Source organism: Rhodanobacter sp. BL-MT-08 (assembly GCF_054161255.1).
The window spans coordinates 1,778,344-1,795,185 of sequence record NZ_CP167872.1; the positions used below are offsets into that span (position 1 = coordinate 1,778,344).

Genomic DNA, 16,842 nt, shown 5'->3' on the forward strand with positions numbered 1-16,842 from the left:
TCAGATATCCCTGCGGCGCTTTTCCACCACGTGCAGGCGCGAGTGCGCCGATGCGGTCGCGGGCTTGACGTCACCATACAGGCAGACCTGATTCCGCCCGCTGAGCTTGGCGGTGTACATGGCCTGGTCGGCGCGCTCGGCGAGCGACTCCACGTCGTCGCCCTCGCGTCGCATGGCGACACCGATACTGACGCTGAGCATGTGCTTGTCGTTGACCGGAATTTCCAGCCGATGCACGCGCCGGCACAGGCGCGTGGCGACATGCATGGCGTTTTCTTCGGTGGTGTCGTCGATCAGTGCGACGAATTCCTCGCCTCCGTAGCGGCCGAGAATATCGGTCGGGCGCAGCTCCGCGCTCAGCGCCTTGGATACAGCGACCAGCGCACGATCGCCCGCGTTATGGCCCTGGCAATCGTTGAGTAGCTTGAAGTGATCCAGATCGAGAAAGAGCAGAGCGGCAGGGCGCGGTTCACCCGAGCCAAGCGTCGCGTTGGCGCGCTCGCTCCAGCCGCGGCGATTGAAAGTGTTGGTAAGCGCGTCATGGTCGGCCAGCACGCGGACCTTGTCGCGATCGTGACGCAGCCTCAGCGCTCGATCCGCCAGGCCAAGCGACAGCACGATGGCTTCGAACGCTCCGCCCGCGAGGCTGCCGTCGTTGAGCCAGTCCAGGCTGGGCAGTGCGCCGTTGGCCTGGGCACTGGTCATGGCGGTAAGCAGCAGCAGCGGCGTCCAGCCGAGCAGGAAAAACCAAGCCTGTCGTGAGCCGTTAAATCCGGCAACGAGAGCGGAAATCAGCAGCAGCGCCGCGCCGATCATAAGCATGGGGTTGAGCAGAATCTGCGCCGTATCGCTCAGCAGCGTGATGTGGCTGCAGCGCATCACCACCAGCAGGCCCATGCCGACGGCCAACGCAGTCACCGGCACGCGCAGCAGCGGCGCGCGCGTGCGCAATTCGCAGAAGCGCATCATGAACAGCGAGGCGAAGGTCACCGACAATGCTACCGCCACGGCCCCACTGGTCATGCCCATTCCGGCCAGCCACTGCCACTCCAGCGGGTGAAAGAGAAAACCCGTCTGTATGCCCTGAATAAAGCTGTAGCAAAGGATGAAGCCGGCGTACCAGGCGAAGGTGATGTCGCGCAACATCAGCGCAAAGCACAGCGCCATCAGGACCATCGACAGCATGACGGCAAGGCAGACGCTGGCGAACACCAGCCACTGCGCATCCTGCTGCAGATAGTCGTTCCATGGTTGCACCTCGAAGCGTACCGGCGCGCTGGCGATGGCGGACGGCTCGAACTTCAGCAGGATGGGCGCCGACGCCGCCTGGCTCAGCGGCACGCGCCAGGCCAGCCGGCCATGGCCATGCGCCGCCGCCGAGAAATCGTCCAGCGCAAGCGTGCTGACCTGATCCTGCCCGTACACCGTCACGCTGCCCAGTGGTGGCGGATAAATGCTCAGCACGCGCTCGTTGTTGTCCCACGGAGGCTTGGGAGCAATAACGACCCAGCTGCCCAGCGAGCTCACCTGGAATCGCTGTAGAACGGACGGATCGAAGCTTTTGAGCTGACCGCCGCGATAGTCCTGCATCACCAATTGCGGCGTATCGCCAGCCACGACGGGGCGCCACGCGCCATCCAGGGGCGCGGAGGCCTGCGCCGAGCCGATCAGCATGAGGCAGATCCACGACGCCGCCAGCACTCGCCTTAGGCGAACCGATGCCGTTAGTGTGATCCGCCTCTCCATTTATGTCGTTACCTCCTGTAATCCTATTGATGGGTGTAGACATCGAGCGTTTTGAATCTCGGGACGCGTGCTCCCCTGATTTTCCTTCATTCGCCGTAACCACCTGCCTGAGCCCGTACCGACAGTGCACACTGGCGTAGAGCGGCTGCAGCGGTTGCCCACGCAGGCAACACAGTCGATCCGCCAGTGTAGGTGCAGCGCGGCAAAGTCCGGTGAAGAAGCCGCCACTGCGCTCGGTGCTGCAGGCCTTCCGCCCTTTTATCCCCTTTCCGATGATAGACAAATGGTCCTGTAAGGGGCACCGCAGCACGTTTTGTGCCATTACGAGCGCGCGCCGCGCGGGCGCCTGGGCGGCAGCAGCGGTCGTCGGCTGTCGTAACGTCTTGCACTCGACAGGCCGGTAAAAGCGCAATTCGACGCGCAGTGTCACTAGATGCGCAAGAAAACGCCTGATGCCCGCAAGATGCGAGCGTCAAGAATCCCGCTTGCCGACGCCGCGCTACAAATGCGTGGTCATCCACCCGACCCAGCGCTTGTAGACGTCCGTCGTTCGCACGATGTCGCCGGGAAAATGGGTGTCGACGGGATAGGCATAAAACGCCACCGGTACGCCGTTGTCGCGCAACGCGTGGTACCACTCGTAGCTGTTCAACAGGGGCACGTTGGGATCGCCGACGTCGCCCATGATCAGCGTGGGCGCCGTCACGTTCTGGGCATAGGCAATCGGCGACTGTTCGCGCCAGATGTCGTGGTACTTCGCAAGCCAAGGGGAACCGCCGAAGACGTAAGTGTCGCCCTGCTGGTAATAGGCGAGCGTGTAGTCCATCACCCAGTCGGTCAGCGCGGCGCCTGAAACCGCGGCTTTCCATATGCCGTAGTGGCCCGTGAGCCAGGTGGTCATGTAACCGCCGTAAGACCAGCCGGTGACGCCAATCCGGTTTTGATCGACGCTGCCGAGTTTTTCCACCGCAGCAAGTCCCGCCATCACGTCGTTGGCGGGGCCGGTGCCCGTGTCGCGAAAAATCGCATGCTGATAGGCGTCGCCCAGATCGGTGCTGCCGCGATAGTTCGGTTGAAACACCAGGAATCCCGCTGCCGACAGCAGCTGCGGCAGCGGCGAAAAATGCAGCGTGCTGGCGGAGGCCGGGCCGCCGTGGATCACCAGCACCAGCGGATATTTTTGACCTTTGCTGTATCCGATCGGGTAAGTGAGGACGCCGTCTTCCTTGAAGCCGTCCGGACCGGTCCATTCGATGGATTCGCTGTGCCCCAGCGTGAGGCTGTCGGCGAAGGCGTTGAGGTTGGTCAGCCGTTTCGGTTTGGTGCGTGTGGACGACATCACGTACAGCTCGCCTGGGTGGACAGCCGTGCTGCCGATAAAGGCGATGGCACCCGCGTTGGACACGCTGACCTCAGGGTTGGCTTGTACATCACCAAGGTCGAGCTTTTTCGCCGCACCGCTCAACGGCTGTTCCCACAGCGCTGCCTCGGTGCCGTCGTCGCCCGCTAGCAGCAGGGCCTTGCCGCGCGGCAGCCAGGCATAGCCGGAGAAATTGCGCGAAGCAGCTTTCGTCACGTCGCGACCCTCGGCACCATTGTCGACATAGACCGCGTTGCCGTTGTTCTGATCGCCGTTGCGCGGGCACAGGTAGGCAGCCGTGTCGCTATCGACGGCATAGGTGAAGTCGCCCGAACCTTCACTTGACACCAAGGTGCGAGGCTCGCCGCCGTTTGCGTCCACGCTGGCGATCACCGAGCGGAACGACGGCCCCCAGTACGGTCCGGGGAACCGGGTAAAGGCGATGCGCCGACCGTCGCGGCTCCACGTCGGCGCCGGCGCCGAGTCCTGCTGATCAGTCTGCAGGCTGAAGCTGCCCTGCGTCAGTCGTTTGGCTGATCCCCCCGCGCTGGGTATTACCCACAGATGCCACGGGGTCAGCGCGGCACGCGCCAGAAAGTTGTTGTCGGTAACCTGAAAGGCATCGTCGTGCGCCTTGATGGCTTTTTCGTTGACCGGTTCATCCGCGGTCACGAAGGCGAGCTGTTTGCCGTCCGGGCTCCAGCTGAAGGACTCCACACCGTACTTCGTGTCGGTGACGCGCATGGCATCGCCGCCGCGCATCGACAGCACGTAAATCTGCGTCTGCTTGGTTTCCTCGTCATGCGCGAGAAAGGCCAGCCGGCCGCTGTCGCGTGACCAGCGTGGCGAGGCGATATCCGTGCGTTTCCAGGTGAGGGCGCGCGTTTCTCCGCTGGCGACATCAACCAGATCGATCTCCTGCAGATTCTTGTCGGTTTTCCAGTCCGGCCGCGACACGATCACGGCGATCTGCCCGCCGTCGGGAGCGATCTGCGGATCGCTGAGGCTCACGAGCTTCTGCAGGTCATTCAGCTGGAAAACGGATGTGCCCTCGGCGGCAGACAATGCAGACGCGAGCGTGAAACTGACGGCCAGGACAGCCGACCCCATGAACTTCATCAAGGTATTCCCCTCCCCGGATTAGCGGCAGCGCTGCCTCGCTCGCCGCGGCCTGTCAGTCAACGCGTCGACTGCCCGATTCTCGGCGCAGACAGTGACACGTTGCCACTTTTTCCGAAAGAACTGGCCGCCATATTTGGTCAAGCAAAGACTTTCCTGGCAGCGTCACCGGATGGGTCGCCGGATGTTCGCTGTACCTGCCAGTTAACCAGCCCATAAAAAAAACCCCGAAAACGGCATGTTCACGGGGCTTTTCCGTATGAGGTTGGTGGAGCCTGGGGGGATCGAACCCCCGACCTCGTCATTGCGAACGACGCGCTCTCCCAGCTGAGCTAAGGCCCCACGTGGCCGTGCGATGGTAGCAGCGCAGGTCGTGTTTCGCCAAGAGTTGGCGGATGTTTCTGCACGCGGGTGTCGCAAGCCTCGTGGGTGCGATGGGCAAGCAAGAGCTAGCCGGGCAAAAGCGCGGCAAGGCGGTCATGCAGAATTTCGCGGCGCCAGCCGTCGAGAAATTCCGGCCATTCGGCGGTGACCACGTATTCCTCCAGCGCCTTGCGCGGGCAGAGCAGGCCGGACGGCAGGTCGAGTTCGGCGGCGAGTGCGTCGACGCTCTCCTTCATGGCGCCGAGCGCCTTTTTCGCTTCGCCCTGCGGATGGCCGGGAATGCTCAGGGTCTCGCCGATTTCTTCTTCGCTGGCGGCCAGCTTTATCAGTTCGAATAGCTCGCTGCGCTGGGCCGAGCGCAGCGCACGCTGACCGCGGCTGCGTTGATCGAGTTCGCTCGGGCTCGCCGGCGGATGCTGCGTCAGCGTCAGCGCCAGCGTGTCGTCGATCAACCACGGCCGCGGAACGTCGAGCGCGCGTGCGCTGCGGTCGCGCCACAGCAGCAGCCGGCGCAACATGGCCTGCTGTGGCAGCGTCCAGTCGGCGGCGCCGCGCATCGCGCGCTGCGGTTGTGGATCGCCGGCACGCTGGCTGGCGCGGCGCTTGAGTCGTTCGCAGTCCTCCGCGTGCCAGGCGCTGCGGCCGTGTTGCTGCAGGCGCTCGCTGAGCTGTTCGTGGATGGTTTTCAGATACACCACGTCCAGCGCGGCGTAGCTGATCTGCGAGTCGGTCAGCGGTCGCTGCATCCAGTCCGAACGCGTCTCGCCCTTGTCCAATTCCACTCCGGCCAGTTCGGCCACCAGCGCGCGATAGCTGATGCCCAGGCCCATGCCGACGAACGCGGCGGCGATCTGCGTATCGAACAGGGTCTTCGGTCCGCCCGGCAACATCGGCGACAGCGTCTCCAGATCCTCGCTGGCGCTGTGCATGATGGTCACCGATGGGCCGGTGCCGAGCAGCGGCGTCAGCGCATCGCCAATTTCGAAGGCGAGCGGATCGATCAGCGCGTAGCGACCATTCCAGCCCAGCTGCAGCAGCGCCAGCTGCGGATAGAAGGTATTGCGGCGCATGAACTCGGTATCGAGGCCGACCGCGGCGTCATCGGGCACGCTGGACAGCCACGACTGCAGCGCGTCGCGGTTATCGATCCAGTCCGCACTGGCGGATTCGGGCAGGGACATCAAACTTCCTCTGGAAAGCGCCGGGCATGCATTGCCCTGTCGGCGGTTTGAACTTATGGTGGGCAGCGAACGATAACAGGCCACTCCCGGGACGCCCATCCATGCCGAGCAATGCAATTTTGCGCAATCAGCGCGCGCTTGGTGGAGCGGCAGGCATCATTGTCCTCGGGTTTGCGCTGACCTATCACTTTTTTCCGCGCCTGCTGCACGTCGACCCTACGCTGGCACCGCGCCGATCCATGTCGATGGGCGAAGCCGTGCCGGGCCGGGAGGTGCCCCAGGCGAGCGTTGCCGCCCTTGCCGAAGTCAATGCCGGGCCGCCGCTGGCGCTGGCGTCCACCAGCGTGATCGTCGCGCACAGCAAGAAGAAGGCCGATCTGCCCGAACAGCTCAGCGCCGATCCACCCGCCGTGCAGGCGCTTTTGACGCGCGCTTCCAAGGCCCTTCAGGCCGGCCAGGTGGCGGGCGACAAGAACAGTGCGGGCGCGCTGTTCGCGCAGGCGCTCAAAGCCAAGCCGGACAGCCGCCGCGCCGCGCAGGGCTTGTTCGATGTGAAGGCGCGTCTGGTGGCCGACATCGACCAGGATATCGCCGTAGGCGATGCCGATGCAGCGAAAGATCAGCTCGATGCGCTGCGCACCTTGCCCAATGCCGCCGAGGATATCGCGCTCCTGTCCGCCAATCTGAAAACCCTGACCAGCGTGCGGCCGATGCTGGCCAAGGCGGCGGCGCTGTTGGCGCAGGGCAAGTCCGATCAGCCGGTCGACGGCAGTGCGCTGGATATGTATCGCCAGGTGCAGCGGCTAGACCCGCAGAACGCGGTGGCCGAGCAGGGCATCATCCAGGTGCAGCGGGCGGTGCTCGATCGTGCGCTGGCCGCGCTGGCGCAGAGCAATTTCGCCGGGGCCGATGCCGCTCTCGCCGAGGCGCAGGCCATTCGTCCCGGCTCGCAGCAAATGCAGGATGTGAGTAAGCGTGTGGACGACATGCGCCAGCAGCGCGGAGCCGGTGTACTGGCGCAGGCCCATTCGGCACTGGATAGCGGCGATCTTCCGCTGGCACGCAAGCTGGCCAGTGAAGCACAGCAGATCGAGCCCAACCTTGTGGGACTCTCCGAATTCGAAACTCAGCTGACCAATGCGCGACTCTACGCCGGTCACAAGCCTGGCCAGATTTTCAGCGACGGTTATGTCGACATTCCGGGCAGGTCGCCGATGATGGTGGTCGTTCCCGTCGGCAGCTTTCAGATGGGTGCGCCGGACAATCAGGAGGGCTATACGAGCTACGAGAGGCCGCAGCATCCGGTGACGCTGGCCAGGGGTTTCGCGATGGCGCGCACGACCATCACCGTCGGGCAGTTCCGCGAATTTGTGCGCAACAGCGGCTACGTGCCCGATTCGATAAAACTGGGCGGCGCCAGCGTCTACGACGAGCGCAGCGGCGCACTGCGAGACGACGAGAACGCGAACTGGCAGGACGACTATGCCGGCAACAAGGCGGCAGATGATCTGCCCGCGGTCAACATCTCCTGGAACGACGCCAAGGCTTATGCCGACTGGCTCAGCCAGCGCACCGGCAAAACCTATCGATTGCCGAACGAGTCGGAGTTTGAATACTCCCTGCGTGGCGGCACCACAACGCGCTACTGGTGGGGTGACGGCACGCCGGCCAAACCGGTAGAAAACCTCACCGGTTCGGGCGATCGTTCGCGCAACGGCCGCCGCTGGAGCAACGCTTTCCGCGGTTACAAGGATGGCTACTGGGGCCCGGCGCCGGTGATGAGCTTCGCGGCCAATCCGTTCGGTCTCTACGATATCGACGGCAACGTCTCGGAGTGGGTGCAGGATTGTTGGCACGAAAGCTACGTGCGCGCTCCCGGCGACGGCAGCGCCTGGCTCAACCCGGGCTGCAGCGCGCACGTCGTGCGGGGCGGTTCGTGGGGCAGCTCACCCGACCAGGTCAACTCGGCCTACCGTCAGGGCACGGACGGCAGCGTGCGCAGCGGCCGCGTAGGCTTCCGCGTCGTGCGCGAGCTCTGAACCGCCTCCAGCAGACATGAAAAAGCCCGGCAGATGCCGTAATGCTGTTCACTTAAGCATTGCATCGTAGCCAGGGCGTCCCAAGAATCTGGCCTTCACGTGTTGAAGGCCGGATTTTTTTGTGTCCCTGCAAAGTGTTCTGTTTGATATCGATGAGCTGCACTCGTTCTCTGATCTGAGTACCTTCGCGCAGCACATTCCGGTCGAGTGGGTAGCCTCGGCGCTGGATCTTTCCTCCTCGGCCACAATTCGCCGCCGGCGTTTGCCGTCAGATCAGGTGCTGTGGCTGGTGCTGGGCATGGCACTGTTTCGTAACGAGCCGATCTCGGAGGTGGCTCGTCGGCTGAACATCTGCGCACAAGGCTTGGCCAGCGACAGTCTGTTGGCGCGCAGTGGCGTCTCTCAGGCGCGTCAGCGCCTTGGCGCCGAGCCGCTGCAATGCCTGTTCCGTCAGACCGGCGAGTGCTGGGGCAAGGAGCGCTATCCCGGCGATGACTGGCACGGCTTGCAGGTGCTGGCCGCCGATGGCGCGGTGTTGCGCACCCCGGACACCCCGGCATTGCGTGAACACTTCGGCTCGGGCAATACCGGCACCGATCGCCAGACACCGTTCCCGATGATGCGACTGGTCGCCCTGATGAATGTCCGTTCGCACGTCATGCTGGATGCCCAGCTTAGTCCTTATCGGCGCAGCGAAATTCGCTTGGCCGATGAGTTCATCGACCGCATACCGGACCGCTCAATCACCCTGTTGGACAAGGGCTTCTGGAGCGCTGACCTGCTGCTGCGTCTGGCCGGTGGCGGCCAACAACGGCATTGGCTGATTCCTGCTCGCAAAGATCTGGTGTTCGAGACACGGGAGACTTACCACGCCGATGATCAGTTGGTGCAGATGAAGGTCTCGCCGCAGGCACGCAAACGCAACCCCGAACTGCCTGCGGTCTGGGAAGTACGTGCCGTGAGCTACATGCACAAGGGACAGCGAAGAACGGTCTACACCTCACTGCCGGCCGAGCATTACTCCAGCGAAGCCGTTGCACAGTTGTATCGGGAGCGCTGGGAAATCGAGTTAGGCTTCCGGGACATCAAGAGCTCCCTGCAACACAATGCCGTCACGCTGCGCAGCAAGACCGTCGCGTTGATCTATCAGGAAGTCTGGGGTTTGCTCCTGGGCTACAACGTGATCCGTCGCGAGGCCAGTCAGGCCGCCGTGGCGCACGGCCAAGAGCCAGCCCGAGTGCGCTTCAAGTTCGCCTATCAATACATCGCCGCTCAACTCATTGTCATGGCGGCAGCGCAACCTCTATCACGCACCGGAGTGCGACTGGCTCAACTCAGGGCCGGAATCGGCAACCTGTTTCTGGATAGACGACCTCGGCCTTCCAGGCCGAGGTCCGTCAAAATATCCAAGACTCGCTACCCCGTGAATTGAAAGGCTGCTCCGCTTAAGTGAACAGCATTACGCGCGTGGCGGGGTTTTCAAGCTGACCTGGTACCGGTGATAGGACTCGAACCTACACGACATCGCTGCCAGCGGATTTTGAGTCCGCCGCGTCTACCATTCCGCCACACCGGCAGATCAGCGTTGCATTATGCCGTGATCAGTGGACCTGGTCGAGCCCCAGCTGGCGCTCGTCGCGGTGGTACCAGCCGTCGTCGGGCAGCGGCTGGAACACGGCGCAGCGCGTCATGCGGCCGGAGTAGATGTGCAGGCTCACCGCGATGTCGGCGTCGCTGGGATTGCGAATGGTGTGGTATTCGTGCGGCGGAATCAGGCTGCCGGCCGAACCCGGGCCGGCCTGGATCGAGCCGACCGGGCGAAAGTGATAGCGCGCGTCCTCGTTCTCCATGCGCTCGTACTGCACCACTTCGAGCGCGCCGTTCCACACACCTTCGACGCACCACATGCCGTCGTGATCGTGGATCAGGGTGCCCTGGCCGGGTCCCCATGTCATGGCGACCACGCAGTAGCCGTGGTCTTCGCTGCAGTAGAGTTCGCGCCGCGCGTAGTGCCCCTCGTTGGCTTCGAACACGCATGCCGGCAGCTTGACCTCGTTGCTGCGGATCAGCTTGCACAGGCCGTTGCGCAGGCTGTCGGTAATGGCAGGCGTGGATTCCTTGCTCATCGCCTCATCGATGGTGTCGATCAGGGTGCGGCTACCGGGGAAGTCGAGAGTGAGCATGGCGGGCTCCGTAGATCGGGTGGTGCGCAGGACGTTGCGTCGATTCAATTATAGGTGATGGGGCCGTCAACGGCCGGATCGCCGTCGCTATCAAGCCTCGCCTTTGTGCGCGGCTTCAGCATGCGACGAGATTCGGCGCAGAAACCCGCCGATCGCCTTGCTGTAATTCTCGATATCGACCAGAAACGCGTCGTGGCCCTGGGGTGAGTCGAGCGCCACGAATTCGACATCGGCGCCGGCCGCCTCAAGACCTTCGGCGATCTGCTCCTGCTGCTGCAGCGGAAACAGGATGTCGGTGCTGACGCCGATCACCATCGCACGCTCGATCTGGATGCGTTTGAGCCCTTCGTGCACGCTGCCGTGGCCGTATTCGGCCATGTCGAACCAGTCGCTGGCGCGCGAGAGGTAAAGATAGCTATTGGGGTCGAAGGTGCGCACGAAGCGCTGTGCATGGCCTTCGAGGTACGACTCGACCTGGAATTCGCGGCCGAAGGGATCATCGTCGCGCTGTTCGGGGTCGAGCCGAATGCGGGCGAAACGGCCGTTCCACTCCATCGCCGATCGATACGTGATCACGCCAAGCTTGCGCGCGATGCTCATGCCGATGTCGGGATAGGTGCCGCCTTGTTCAATATGAATATCGGCCGCTCCTGCGCATCCTGCGCCCGCTTTTTGGGTGCCCCTTTTTGGGGCGCTCGCGGCACTCATCCTTCCCTGGATATCGTAATTGCCGTCCTTCCAGTTCGGATCGAGCCGTATCGCCTCGCGCTGCAGCGAGCGGATGGCGATGGCGAACGGCTGTGCCTGCGGGGCGGTATCGACGCTGATATGGCTTCTGGCGCTGCCGGGATGCAGCAGCATATACGCCAACGCACTCATACCGCCCATCGAGCAGCCGATGAGGCAAGCCAGCTGCGTAATGCCGATGCTGCTGACGGCCGCATGCGCCGCGTTGGCCACGTCTTCCAGCGACAGGTCGGGAAAGTTAAGCCGATAGGCTTCGCCGGTGGCCGGATCGATGGAGGCGGGGCAGGTGGAGCCCTTGTCGCTGCCAAGCGAGTTCACGCAGATCACGAACCAGCGCGAGGTATCGATGGCCTTGCCGTCGCCCAGCATCGCCTCCCACCACCCCGGCGTATCGTCATGGGCATTGGACGCGGCGTGCGCGCTCGGTGACAGGCCGGTGAGAATCAGTACGGCATTGTCGCGCGCCGCGTTGAGTGTGCCCCAGGTTTCGTAGGCGACGTGGGCGCCCCGCAGCTCGCCGCCGCGCTTCATGGCGAACGGCGAAGGGAGCGCGAAATACTGGCGTGCGTCGCCCATCAGTGCACCTTGTCGATGGTGATGTGTATCGGCCCCGTGGCATCGACCGCCACCACGCCGGCATCGCCTTCAAGATCGCCGGGCTGCGCGATCGCTTGCCCGCTGTGGCTGATGCGCGCGCCGACGAAAACCTTGGGTACGGATGAAAGCGTGCGCTGCGGCGTCATCGCCATCGCGTCGGTCAGCGTGACGCTGACCGGCAGCGTGTCGGCCTCCATGCGCGCCACGGCCAGCGGCATCGGCGGCCCGTCGGGGGGGCGCGCGTAGATGAAGAGCGTATCGCCGCGGCCGACGCGTGCGCTCAGCGCGGGTGCGAGTTGCACGTTGACCCGCAATGCGGGGCCGCGGCGCTGGGCCGCGTCTTTCGACTGTGCGGCGGAATCGGGCGCCTTGGCTGACGTATCGCCCGCGCGCGCATCGGCGGCTTTGATCTGGTCGGCGACGGCGCTAGCTACCGCGCTGCCGGGCTGGAGCATCGGTTGCAGCTGACGCCAGGTGGCGGCGGCATCGGTAAACTGGTTTTGCTGAAACTGGCTGATGCCGAGCAGCCACAGGCCACGCTGATTGTCCGGCTGCTTGTCGACCGCCTGTTTCAGCAGCTGGCGCGCACGTTCGCTGATCACGTGATCGGGCTGCAGCATCGAATCGGCCTCGGCCCAACCGACCATCGCGTCCGTATTCCCCGCATCGAGTTTTAGCACGCGGTCGTACGCGTTACGGGCTGCATCCGGCTGATGCATGGCGGTGCTGGTCTGCGCCAGCAGCAGCCAGCCCTGCAGATCGTCCGGCTGCTGGGCCAGATGCGCGCGCAGATCGGCCAGCGCCTGGTCGATCGTCACCGCCGGTGGCTGCGTAACGACGCCATCGAGCGTGGCCGGCGTGCCGATTTTCAGATACAGGCCCAGCGTGATCAGCGGCACGGCGACGATAAAGAGCAACGCCAGCAGAAACACGCTGCGCGGGCGTCCCTGCTGGCGGCCGCGGCGAAGCAGGGGCACCACCACCACGCCGATGGTGACGAGAACCATCAGGATGACGATAACGACAAAAGCCAGCTTCACCAGTCGTCCCCTTCATCGAGCGCGGTCTGCGTTGCTGCGGACGCGGCCGGCGTGACCGCGCGGCTGCGTTTGCGAATGGTGGCGACCACGGCGGCGGCGCCCACCAGCAGAATCAGCAGCGGCCCGAACCACAGCAGCCAGGTGTTGCGCGCGACCGGCGGGTCGTACAGCACGAACTCCGAATAGCGATCGACCAGATACTGCTTGATCTGCGCATCGGTCTGGCCGCGCTGCATCAGCTGGAAAATCTGGTTGCGCAGGTCGCGCGCGATCGGTGCATTGGAATCGGCCAGCGTCTCGTTCTGGCACATCGGGCAGCGCAGCTGCGCGGTGAGGTGCTGGTAGCGCACTTCCTCGGTGTGATCCTTGAACGGCAGCGGTTCGATCGCCTGGGCGAGGGCGGCACCGGCACACAGCAGCAGCGTCGCCATAAGCAGGGTCCGCAGCAGTACAAGCATCAGCGCGGCTCCTGCGGCAGTGCGGCGATCGCCGGCTTCAGCTCGTTGTCGAGCACCTCCGGCGTGATCGGGCCGATGTGCTTGTAGCGGATCACGCCGTGCGCATCGACCAGAAAACTTTCCGGCGCCGCGTAGACGCCGAAGTCGATCGCGGTCTGACCGCTGGTGTCGGCCATCAGCAGCGCGTACGGATTGCCGTGCGTCGCCAGCCACGCCTTCGCATCGTCCGGCGCGTCCTTGTAGTTGTAGCCGACCAGCGCCACGCCCAGCGTCGGCGCTGCCGCCTGCAGCACCGGATGCTCGACGCCGCATTCGATGCACCAGCTGGCGAACACGTTGAGCAGGTAGGGCTTGCCCAGCAGTGATTCCCGCGTCGCAGTCTGCGTCGGCTCGTACAGCAGCGGCAGCTTGAAATCGGGCGCCGGCTTGTTGATCAGCGGCGACGGAATGGCGGTCTGGTCGTGCCCGGTATTCCACCAGATGCCGAAGCCGAGCAGGCCGGCCAGCAGCAAGAAGCCGATAAAAGGAATCAGGCGACTCATGTGAGGTTTTCCGCCAGCACCGAGGCGTGCATCGGCTCGGCTACGTCGACGATGGCAGTACGTCGCACACGGAAGCGACGATCGCAGGCGCTGACGAAGCCGCCCAGCATCATCATCAGGCCGCCGAACCACAGCCAGCGAATGAACGGCTTGTAGTACAGGCGCAGCGCCCAGGCGCCGTCGATATGCTGTTTGTCCATCGGCTCACCCAGCGCGACGTAAAGATCGCGGGTGACGCCCGGATCGATCGCCGATTCGGTCTGGATCTGCTCGCGCGTGTAGGTGCGCTTCTGCGGCTGCATCACGGCGATGGGCTTGCCGTCGCGAGTCACCGTGACCGTGCCCTGATCGGCGCGCCAGTTCGGCCCCTGCGTTTCGCGCACGCCGTCGAAACGGAAGTCGTAACCGCCGATCGTTTTGGTTTCGCCCGGTGCCATGCGCACGTCGCTGGTGGCGCTGAGCGATTCGGACAGCAGCACGCCGATCAGGAAAACCGCCACACCCGCATGCGCGAACAGCATGCCGGCCATTTCAGCGGGATAACGCCGGCCGCGCGGCATCTCGCGCCAGCGCTTCACGACGTACAACAGTACGCCCACTGCAACCCAGACCGCGGCCGCGACGCCTGCAATCGCCTTGAGTTTGCCGTCGACAAAAAACGCCGCCGCGATCGCGCAGGCCACCGCGGCGAACAGCGCGCGCAGCATCACCCGTTTCAGAATCTGCGGCTCGCCCTTGCCCCAGCGCAGATAGGGTCCGAAGGGCAATAGCAATACGATCGGCAGCATCAGCATTGGAAACAGCAGGCCGAAGTAGGGCGGTCCGACCGAGATCTTGCCAAGGTTAAGCGCGTCGCCGATCAGCGGAAACAGCGTGCCCAGCAGCACCATGGCCGCAGCCACGGTAAACATCAGATTGCCGACCAGGATCGCGCTTTCGCGCGACACCACGGCGAAGGGCTTGCCGCCAGCGACCTTGGGCGCGCGCAGCGCATACAGCAGCAGCGAGCCACCGACGACGAAGATCAGAAAGCACAGGATAAACAGGCCGCGGCGCGGATCGGAGGCGAACGAGTGCACCGACGTCAGCACGCCAGAGCGCACCAGGAACGTTCCCAGCAGCGACAGCGAAAAGGCGAAGATCGACAGCAGGATAGTCCACGCACGCAGCGAGCCGCGTTTCTCTGTCACCGCCTGCGCGTGAATCAGCGCGGTGCCGACCAGCCAAGGCATGAAGCTGGCGTTCTCCACCGGATCCCAGAACCACCAGCCGCCCCAGCCCAGTTCGGCATACGCCCACCAGCTGCCGGCGACGATGCCGCAGGTGAGAAACGCCCAGGCGATGTTCGTCCACGGCCGCGCCCAGCGCACCCAGGCCTGTTCCAGCTCGCCACCCAGCAGCGCGGCGATGGAGAACGCGAAGGCGACCGAGAAACCCACATAGCCCATGTAGATCACGGGTGGATGGAAGGTCATGCCCGGGTCCTGCAGCACCGGATTCAGATCGCCGCCGTCGGGCGGCATCGGGATCAGCCGTCCAAACGGATCGGAGGTGAACAGGATAAAGGCGAGAAAGCCGACCGAGATGATGCCGAGCACGCCGAGCACGCGTGCCGCAAAGGCCTCGGGCAACTGCCGGCTGAAAAGCGCCAGCGCCAGCGTCCACACGTTGAGGATGAAAATCCACAGCAGCATCGAACCCTCGTGCGCACCCCACACCGCGGTGATGCGGTAATACCAGGGCAGCGCCAGGTTGGAATTGTCGGCGACGTACTGCACCGAAAAATCGAAATGCAGAAACGCCCAGACCAGCAGCACAAATGCCATCACCACGAAAAAGCCCTGGCCGAAGGCGGCCGGACGCGCGACCGCCATCATCGCGCTATTGTTTTTCCAGGCGCCGACAATCGGCAGAATGCTCTGCGCCAGCGCCAGCAGCAGCGCGAGGATCAGCGCAATCTGCCCCAGTTCCGGTGTCATGGTGAGCCGCCCGCGTCGCTGCCTTCCGGCATCGGTTTGTCCTTGTGCGCCTTCGCCATGGCGTCTTTCAGCTCTTTCGGCATATAGGTCTCGTCGTGCTTGGCCAGCACTTCGGTCGCCACGAAGTGGCCGTTGTCCATGTGCCCGGTCGCGATCACCGACTGGTTGTCGCGAAACAGGTCGGGCAGGATGCCGGTGTATTCCACCGGCATGGCGCCGTCGGCGTCGACCACGGTGAACGTGGCCAGCAGCGAGGTCTTGCTGCGCTGAATCGAGCCGGCCTTGACCATGCCGCCGAGGCGGAATGTTTTATGGTTGGATGCGGCGCCGGTCTGCACCTGGCTCGGGGTAAACAGGTAATTCATGTTTTGCTGCAGGGCGAACACCCCCAGACCGACCGCGACGGTGGCTGCGGCAACGACGAGTAAAACCACGAAAAGTCGGCGTTTGCGTATGGGGTTCATGACAACTCTTGCAGCGTTCGTTGACGGGCAGGCATCACGCCGGCTCCGTCGGAGTGGGTGCCTGACGCGACTGACGTGCGGCCTTGCGTGCCAGCCGTGCGCGCAGTTCGCGCAGCAGCCGGCGCCGGCGCAGCAGCGGCGCCAGAAAGTCGGCGAACAGCACGATGAAAAACACCGCATACGCTGGCCAAAGATAGCCGGCGTAGCCGCCCATGGCGAAAAAATGCTGCAGCGAACCGCCGTTCACTGGAGCGTGCTCCCGGTGGCAATGGTGCGCACCCAGTCCTTGCCGCTTTCCAGGTCGAGCAGGTCGGTGCGCACGCGCCCGAAAAGGCTGGCGAGGTAATAGAACTTCGTGGCCAGCATCATCGTCAGCAGCGGCCACAGCATGCCTGGCGCGATGGTCGATGGCCCGAGCAGGCGGATCGTCGAACCCTGATGCAGGGTGTTCCACCAGTTCACCGAGAAATGCACGATCGGCACGTTGATGATGCCGATCAGCGCCAGAAACGCCGCGGCGCGCGCGCCCTGTCGACGGTCCTCGAACGCGTGATAAAGCCCGATCACGCCCAGATACAAAAACAGCAGCACCAGCTCGGACGTCAGTCGCGCGTCCCAGGTCCACCACGTGCCCCACATCGGCTTGCCCCAGAGCGAGCCGGTGACCAGTGTGATGAAGGTAAAGGCCGCGCCGATCGGTGCCGATTCCATCGCCACGACTTCGGCCAGCTTGATCCGCCAGACCAACGCCAGGAACGCGGCGAAACCCATCACGCCGTAGATGAACAGGCTCATCCAAGCGCTGGGCACATGGATGAAGATGATCCGATACGCATCGCCCTGCTGATAATCCGCCGGCGCCAGCACCAGACCACCGTAAAGTGCGATGACACCGGTCAGCAGCGCCAGCGCGAGCAGCCAAGGCCGTAGCGCACCCGCGAAGCGGTAGAACGTCGGGGGCGAACTCAGTTTGTGCAGCCACAGTGGAATCCACTTGGACATC

The 16,842-nt window shown here is 64.0% G+C and carries 14 protein-coding genes and 2 tRNA genes; 2 read left to right on the plus strand and 14 right to left on the minus strand.

The window, feature by feature from the left end:
- The 4 genes from ACDK93_RS07745 to rnd all read right to left on the minus strand — a co-directional run bounded on the left by ACDK93_RS07745 (position 1) and on the right by rnd (position 5,790).
- Positions 1-1,674 carry a sensor domain-containing diguanylate cyclase gene (locus tag ACDK93_RS07745; RefSeq protein ID WP_458072026.1) on the minus strand — a complete coding sequence of 558 codons (1,674 nt, stop codon included), beginning with the start codon at positions 1,672-1,674 and terminating at the stop codon, positions 1-3.
- A 571-nt stretch (positions 1,675-2,245) separates the two neighbouring features.
- On the minus strand, positions 2,246-4,225 hold the full coding sequence (locus ACDK93_RS07750; protein ID WP_458072027.1) for a S9 family peptidase: 1,980 nt from the start codon (positions 4,223-4,225) through the stop codon (positions 2,246-2,248).
- A gap of 266 nt (positions 4,226-4,491) precedes the next feature.
- Positions 4,492-4,567, minus strand: a tRNA-Ala gene (locus ACDK93_RS07755).
- Positions 4,568-4,674: 107 nt separating this feature from the next.
- On the minus strand, positions 4,675-5,790 hold the full coding sequence (rnd, locus tag ACDK93_RS07760) for a ribonuclease D (RefSeq protein WP_458072028.1): 1,116 nt from the start codon (positions 5,788-5,790) through the stop codon (positions 4,675-4,677).
- A 101-nt stretch (positions 5,791-5,891) separates the two neighbouring features.
- Between rnd and ACDK93_RS07765 the strand changes: the two genes are divergently transcribed.
- Both ACDK93_RS07765 and ACDK93_RS07770 read left to right on the plus strand, forming a co-directional pair.
- The gene (locus tag ACDK93_RS07765; protein ID WP_458072029.1) at positions 5,892-7,829 is read left to right on the plus strand and encodes a formylglycine-generating enzyme family protein; all 1,938 of its coding nucleotides are present in this window, start codon (positions 5,892-5,894) and stop codon (positions 7,827-7,829) included.
- A gap of 121 nt (positions 7,830-7,950) precedes the next feature.
- Positions 7,951-9,261, plus strand: a complete 1,311-nt coding sequence (locus ACDK93_RS07770; RefSeq protein ID WP_458072030.1) for an IS4 family transposase — start codon at positions 7,951-7,953, stop codon at positions 9,259-9,261.
- Positions 9,262-9,319: 58 nt separating this feature from the next.
- On the opposite strand, the gene ACDK93_RS07775 is transcribed toward ACDK93_RS07770, so the two are convergent.
- The 10 genes from ACDK93_RS07775 to ACDK93_RS07820 form a co-directional block, all read right to left on the minus strand.
- Positions 9,320-9,405: transfer RNA gene (locus ACDK93_RS07775), tRNA-Leu, on the minus strand.
- A 25-nt stretch (positions 9,406-9,430) separates the two neighbouring features.
- The gene (locus ACDK93_RS07780) at positions 9,431-10,012 is read right to left on the minus strand and encodes a cysteine dioxygenase (protein ID WP_458072031.1); all 582 of its coding nucleotides are present in this window, start codon (positions 10,010-10,012) and stop codon (positions 9,431-9,433) included.
- A gap of 90 nt (positions 10,013-10,102) precedes the next feature.
- The gene (locus tag ACDK93_RS07785) at positions 10,103-11,335 is read right to left on the minus strand and encodes a homoserine O-acetyltransferase family protein (protein WP_458072032.1); all 1,233 of its coding nucleotides are present in this window, start codon (positions 11,333-11,335) and stop codon (positions 10,103-10,105) included.
- On the minus strand, positions 11,335-12,396 hold the full coding sequence (locus ACDK93_RS07790; RefSeq protein WP_458072033.1) for a tetratricopeptide repeat protein: 1,062 nt from the start codon (positions 12,394-12,396) through the stop codon (positions 11,335-11,337). Before ACDK93_RS07790 ends, ACDK93_RS07785 begins: the two co-directional genes overlap by 1 nt.
- Positions 12,393-12,854 (minus strand): cytochrome c-type biogenesis protein, encoded by a 462-nt coding sequence (locus tag ACDK93_RS07795; RefSeq protein WP_458072034.1) that lies wholly within the window; start codon positions 12,852-12,854, stop codon positions 12,393-12,395. The genes ACDK93_RS07790 and ACDK93_RS07795 overlap by 4 nt, the downstream gene beginning before the upstream one ends.
- On the minus strand, positions 12,854-13,396 hold the full coding sequence (locus ACDK93_RS07800; protein ID WP_458072035.1) for a DsbE family thiol:disulfide interchange protein: 543 nt from the start codon (positions 13,394-13,396) through the stop codon (positions 12,854-12,856). Before ACDK93_RS07800 ends, ACDK93_RS07795 begins: the two co-directional genes overlap by 1 nt.
- A complete protein-coding gene (locus ACDK93_RS07805) occupies positions 13,393-15,375 on the minus strand; it encodes a heme lyase CcmF/NrfE family subunit (protein WP_458072036.1) in 1,983 nt (660 codons plus the stop codon). Before ACDK93_RS07805 ends, ACDK93_RS07800 begins: the two co-directional genes overlap by 4 nt.
- Entirely contained in the window at positions 15,372-15,839 is a 468-nt protein-coding gene (gene ccmE, locus ACDK93_RS07810) for a cytochrome c maturation protein CcmE (protein ID WP_458072037.1), read from the minus strand. The genes ACDK93_RS07805 and ccmE overlap by 4 nt, the downstream gene beginning before the upstream one ends.
- 34 nt (positions 15,840-15,873) lie before the next feature.
- Positions 15,874-16,053: a heme exporter protein CcmD gene (gene ccmD, locus ACDK93_RS07815; RefSeq protein WP_458072382.1), complete on the minus strand. Its 180-nt coding sequence runs from the start codon at positions 16,051-16,053 to the stop codon at positions 15,874-15,876.
- Between the two features lie 29 nt (positions 16,054-16,082).
- Positions 16,083-16,841, minus strand: coding sequence for a heme ABC transporter permease (locus tag ACDK93_RS07820; protein ID WP_458072038.1), 759 nt, complete (start codon positions 16,839-16,841; stop codon positions 16,083-16,085).
- Position 16,842 lies beyond the last annotated feature (1 nt).

Coding starts and splice junctions, on each gene's coding strand:
- ACDK93_RS07745 (WP_458072026.1), bottom strand. CDS start 1,674: ATGCTGATCGGCTCGGCGCAGGCCTCCGCGCCCCTGGATGGCGCGTGG.
- ACDK93_RS07750 (WP_458072027.1), bottom strand. CDS start 4,225: ATGAAGTTCATGGGGTCGGCTGTCCTGGCCGTCAGTTTCACGCTCGCG.
- rnd (WP_458072028.1), bottom strand. CDS start 5,790: ATGTCCCTGCCCGAATCCGCCAGTGCGGACTGGATCGATAACCGCGAC.
- ACDK93_RS07765 (WP_458072029.1), top strand. CDS start 5,892: ATGCCGAGCAATGCAATTTTGCGCAATCAGCGCGCGCTTGGTGGAGCG.
- ACDK93_RS07780 (WP_458072031.1), bottom strand. CDS start 10,012: ATGCTCACTCTCGACTTCCCCGGTAGCCGCACCCTGATCGACACCATC.
- ACDK93_RS07785 (WP_458072032.1), bottom strand. CDS start 11,335: ATGGGCGACGCACGCCAGTATTTCGCGCTCCCTTCGCCGTTCGCCATG.
- ACDK93_RS07795 (WP_458072034.1), bottom strand. CDS start 12,854: ATGCTTGTACTGCTGCGGACCCTGCTTATGGCGACGCTGCTGCTGTGT.
- ACDK93_RS07800 (WP_458072035.1), bottom strand. CDS start 13,396: ATGAGTCGCCTGATTCCTTTTATCGGCTTCTTGCTGCTGGCCGGCCTG.
- ACDK93_RS07805 (WP_458072036.1), bottom strand. CDS start 15,375: ATGACACCGGAACTGGGGCAGATTGCGCTGATCCTCGCGCTGCTGCTG.
- ccmE (WP_458072037.1), bottom strand. CDS start 15,839: ATGAACCCCATACGCAAACGCCGACTTTTCGTGGTTTTACTCGTCGTT.
- ccmD (WP_458072382.1), bottom strand. CDS start 16,053: ATGGGCGGCTACGCCGGCTATCTTTGGCCAGCGTATGCGGTGTTTTTC.
- ACDK93_RS07820 (WP_458072038.1), bottom strand. CDS start 16,841: ATGTCCAAGTGGATTCCACTGTGGCTGCACAAACTGAGTTCGCCCCCG.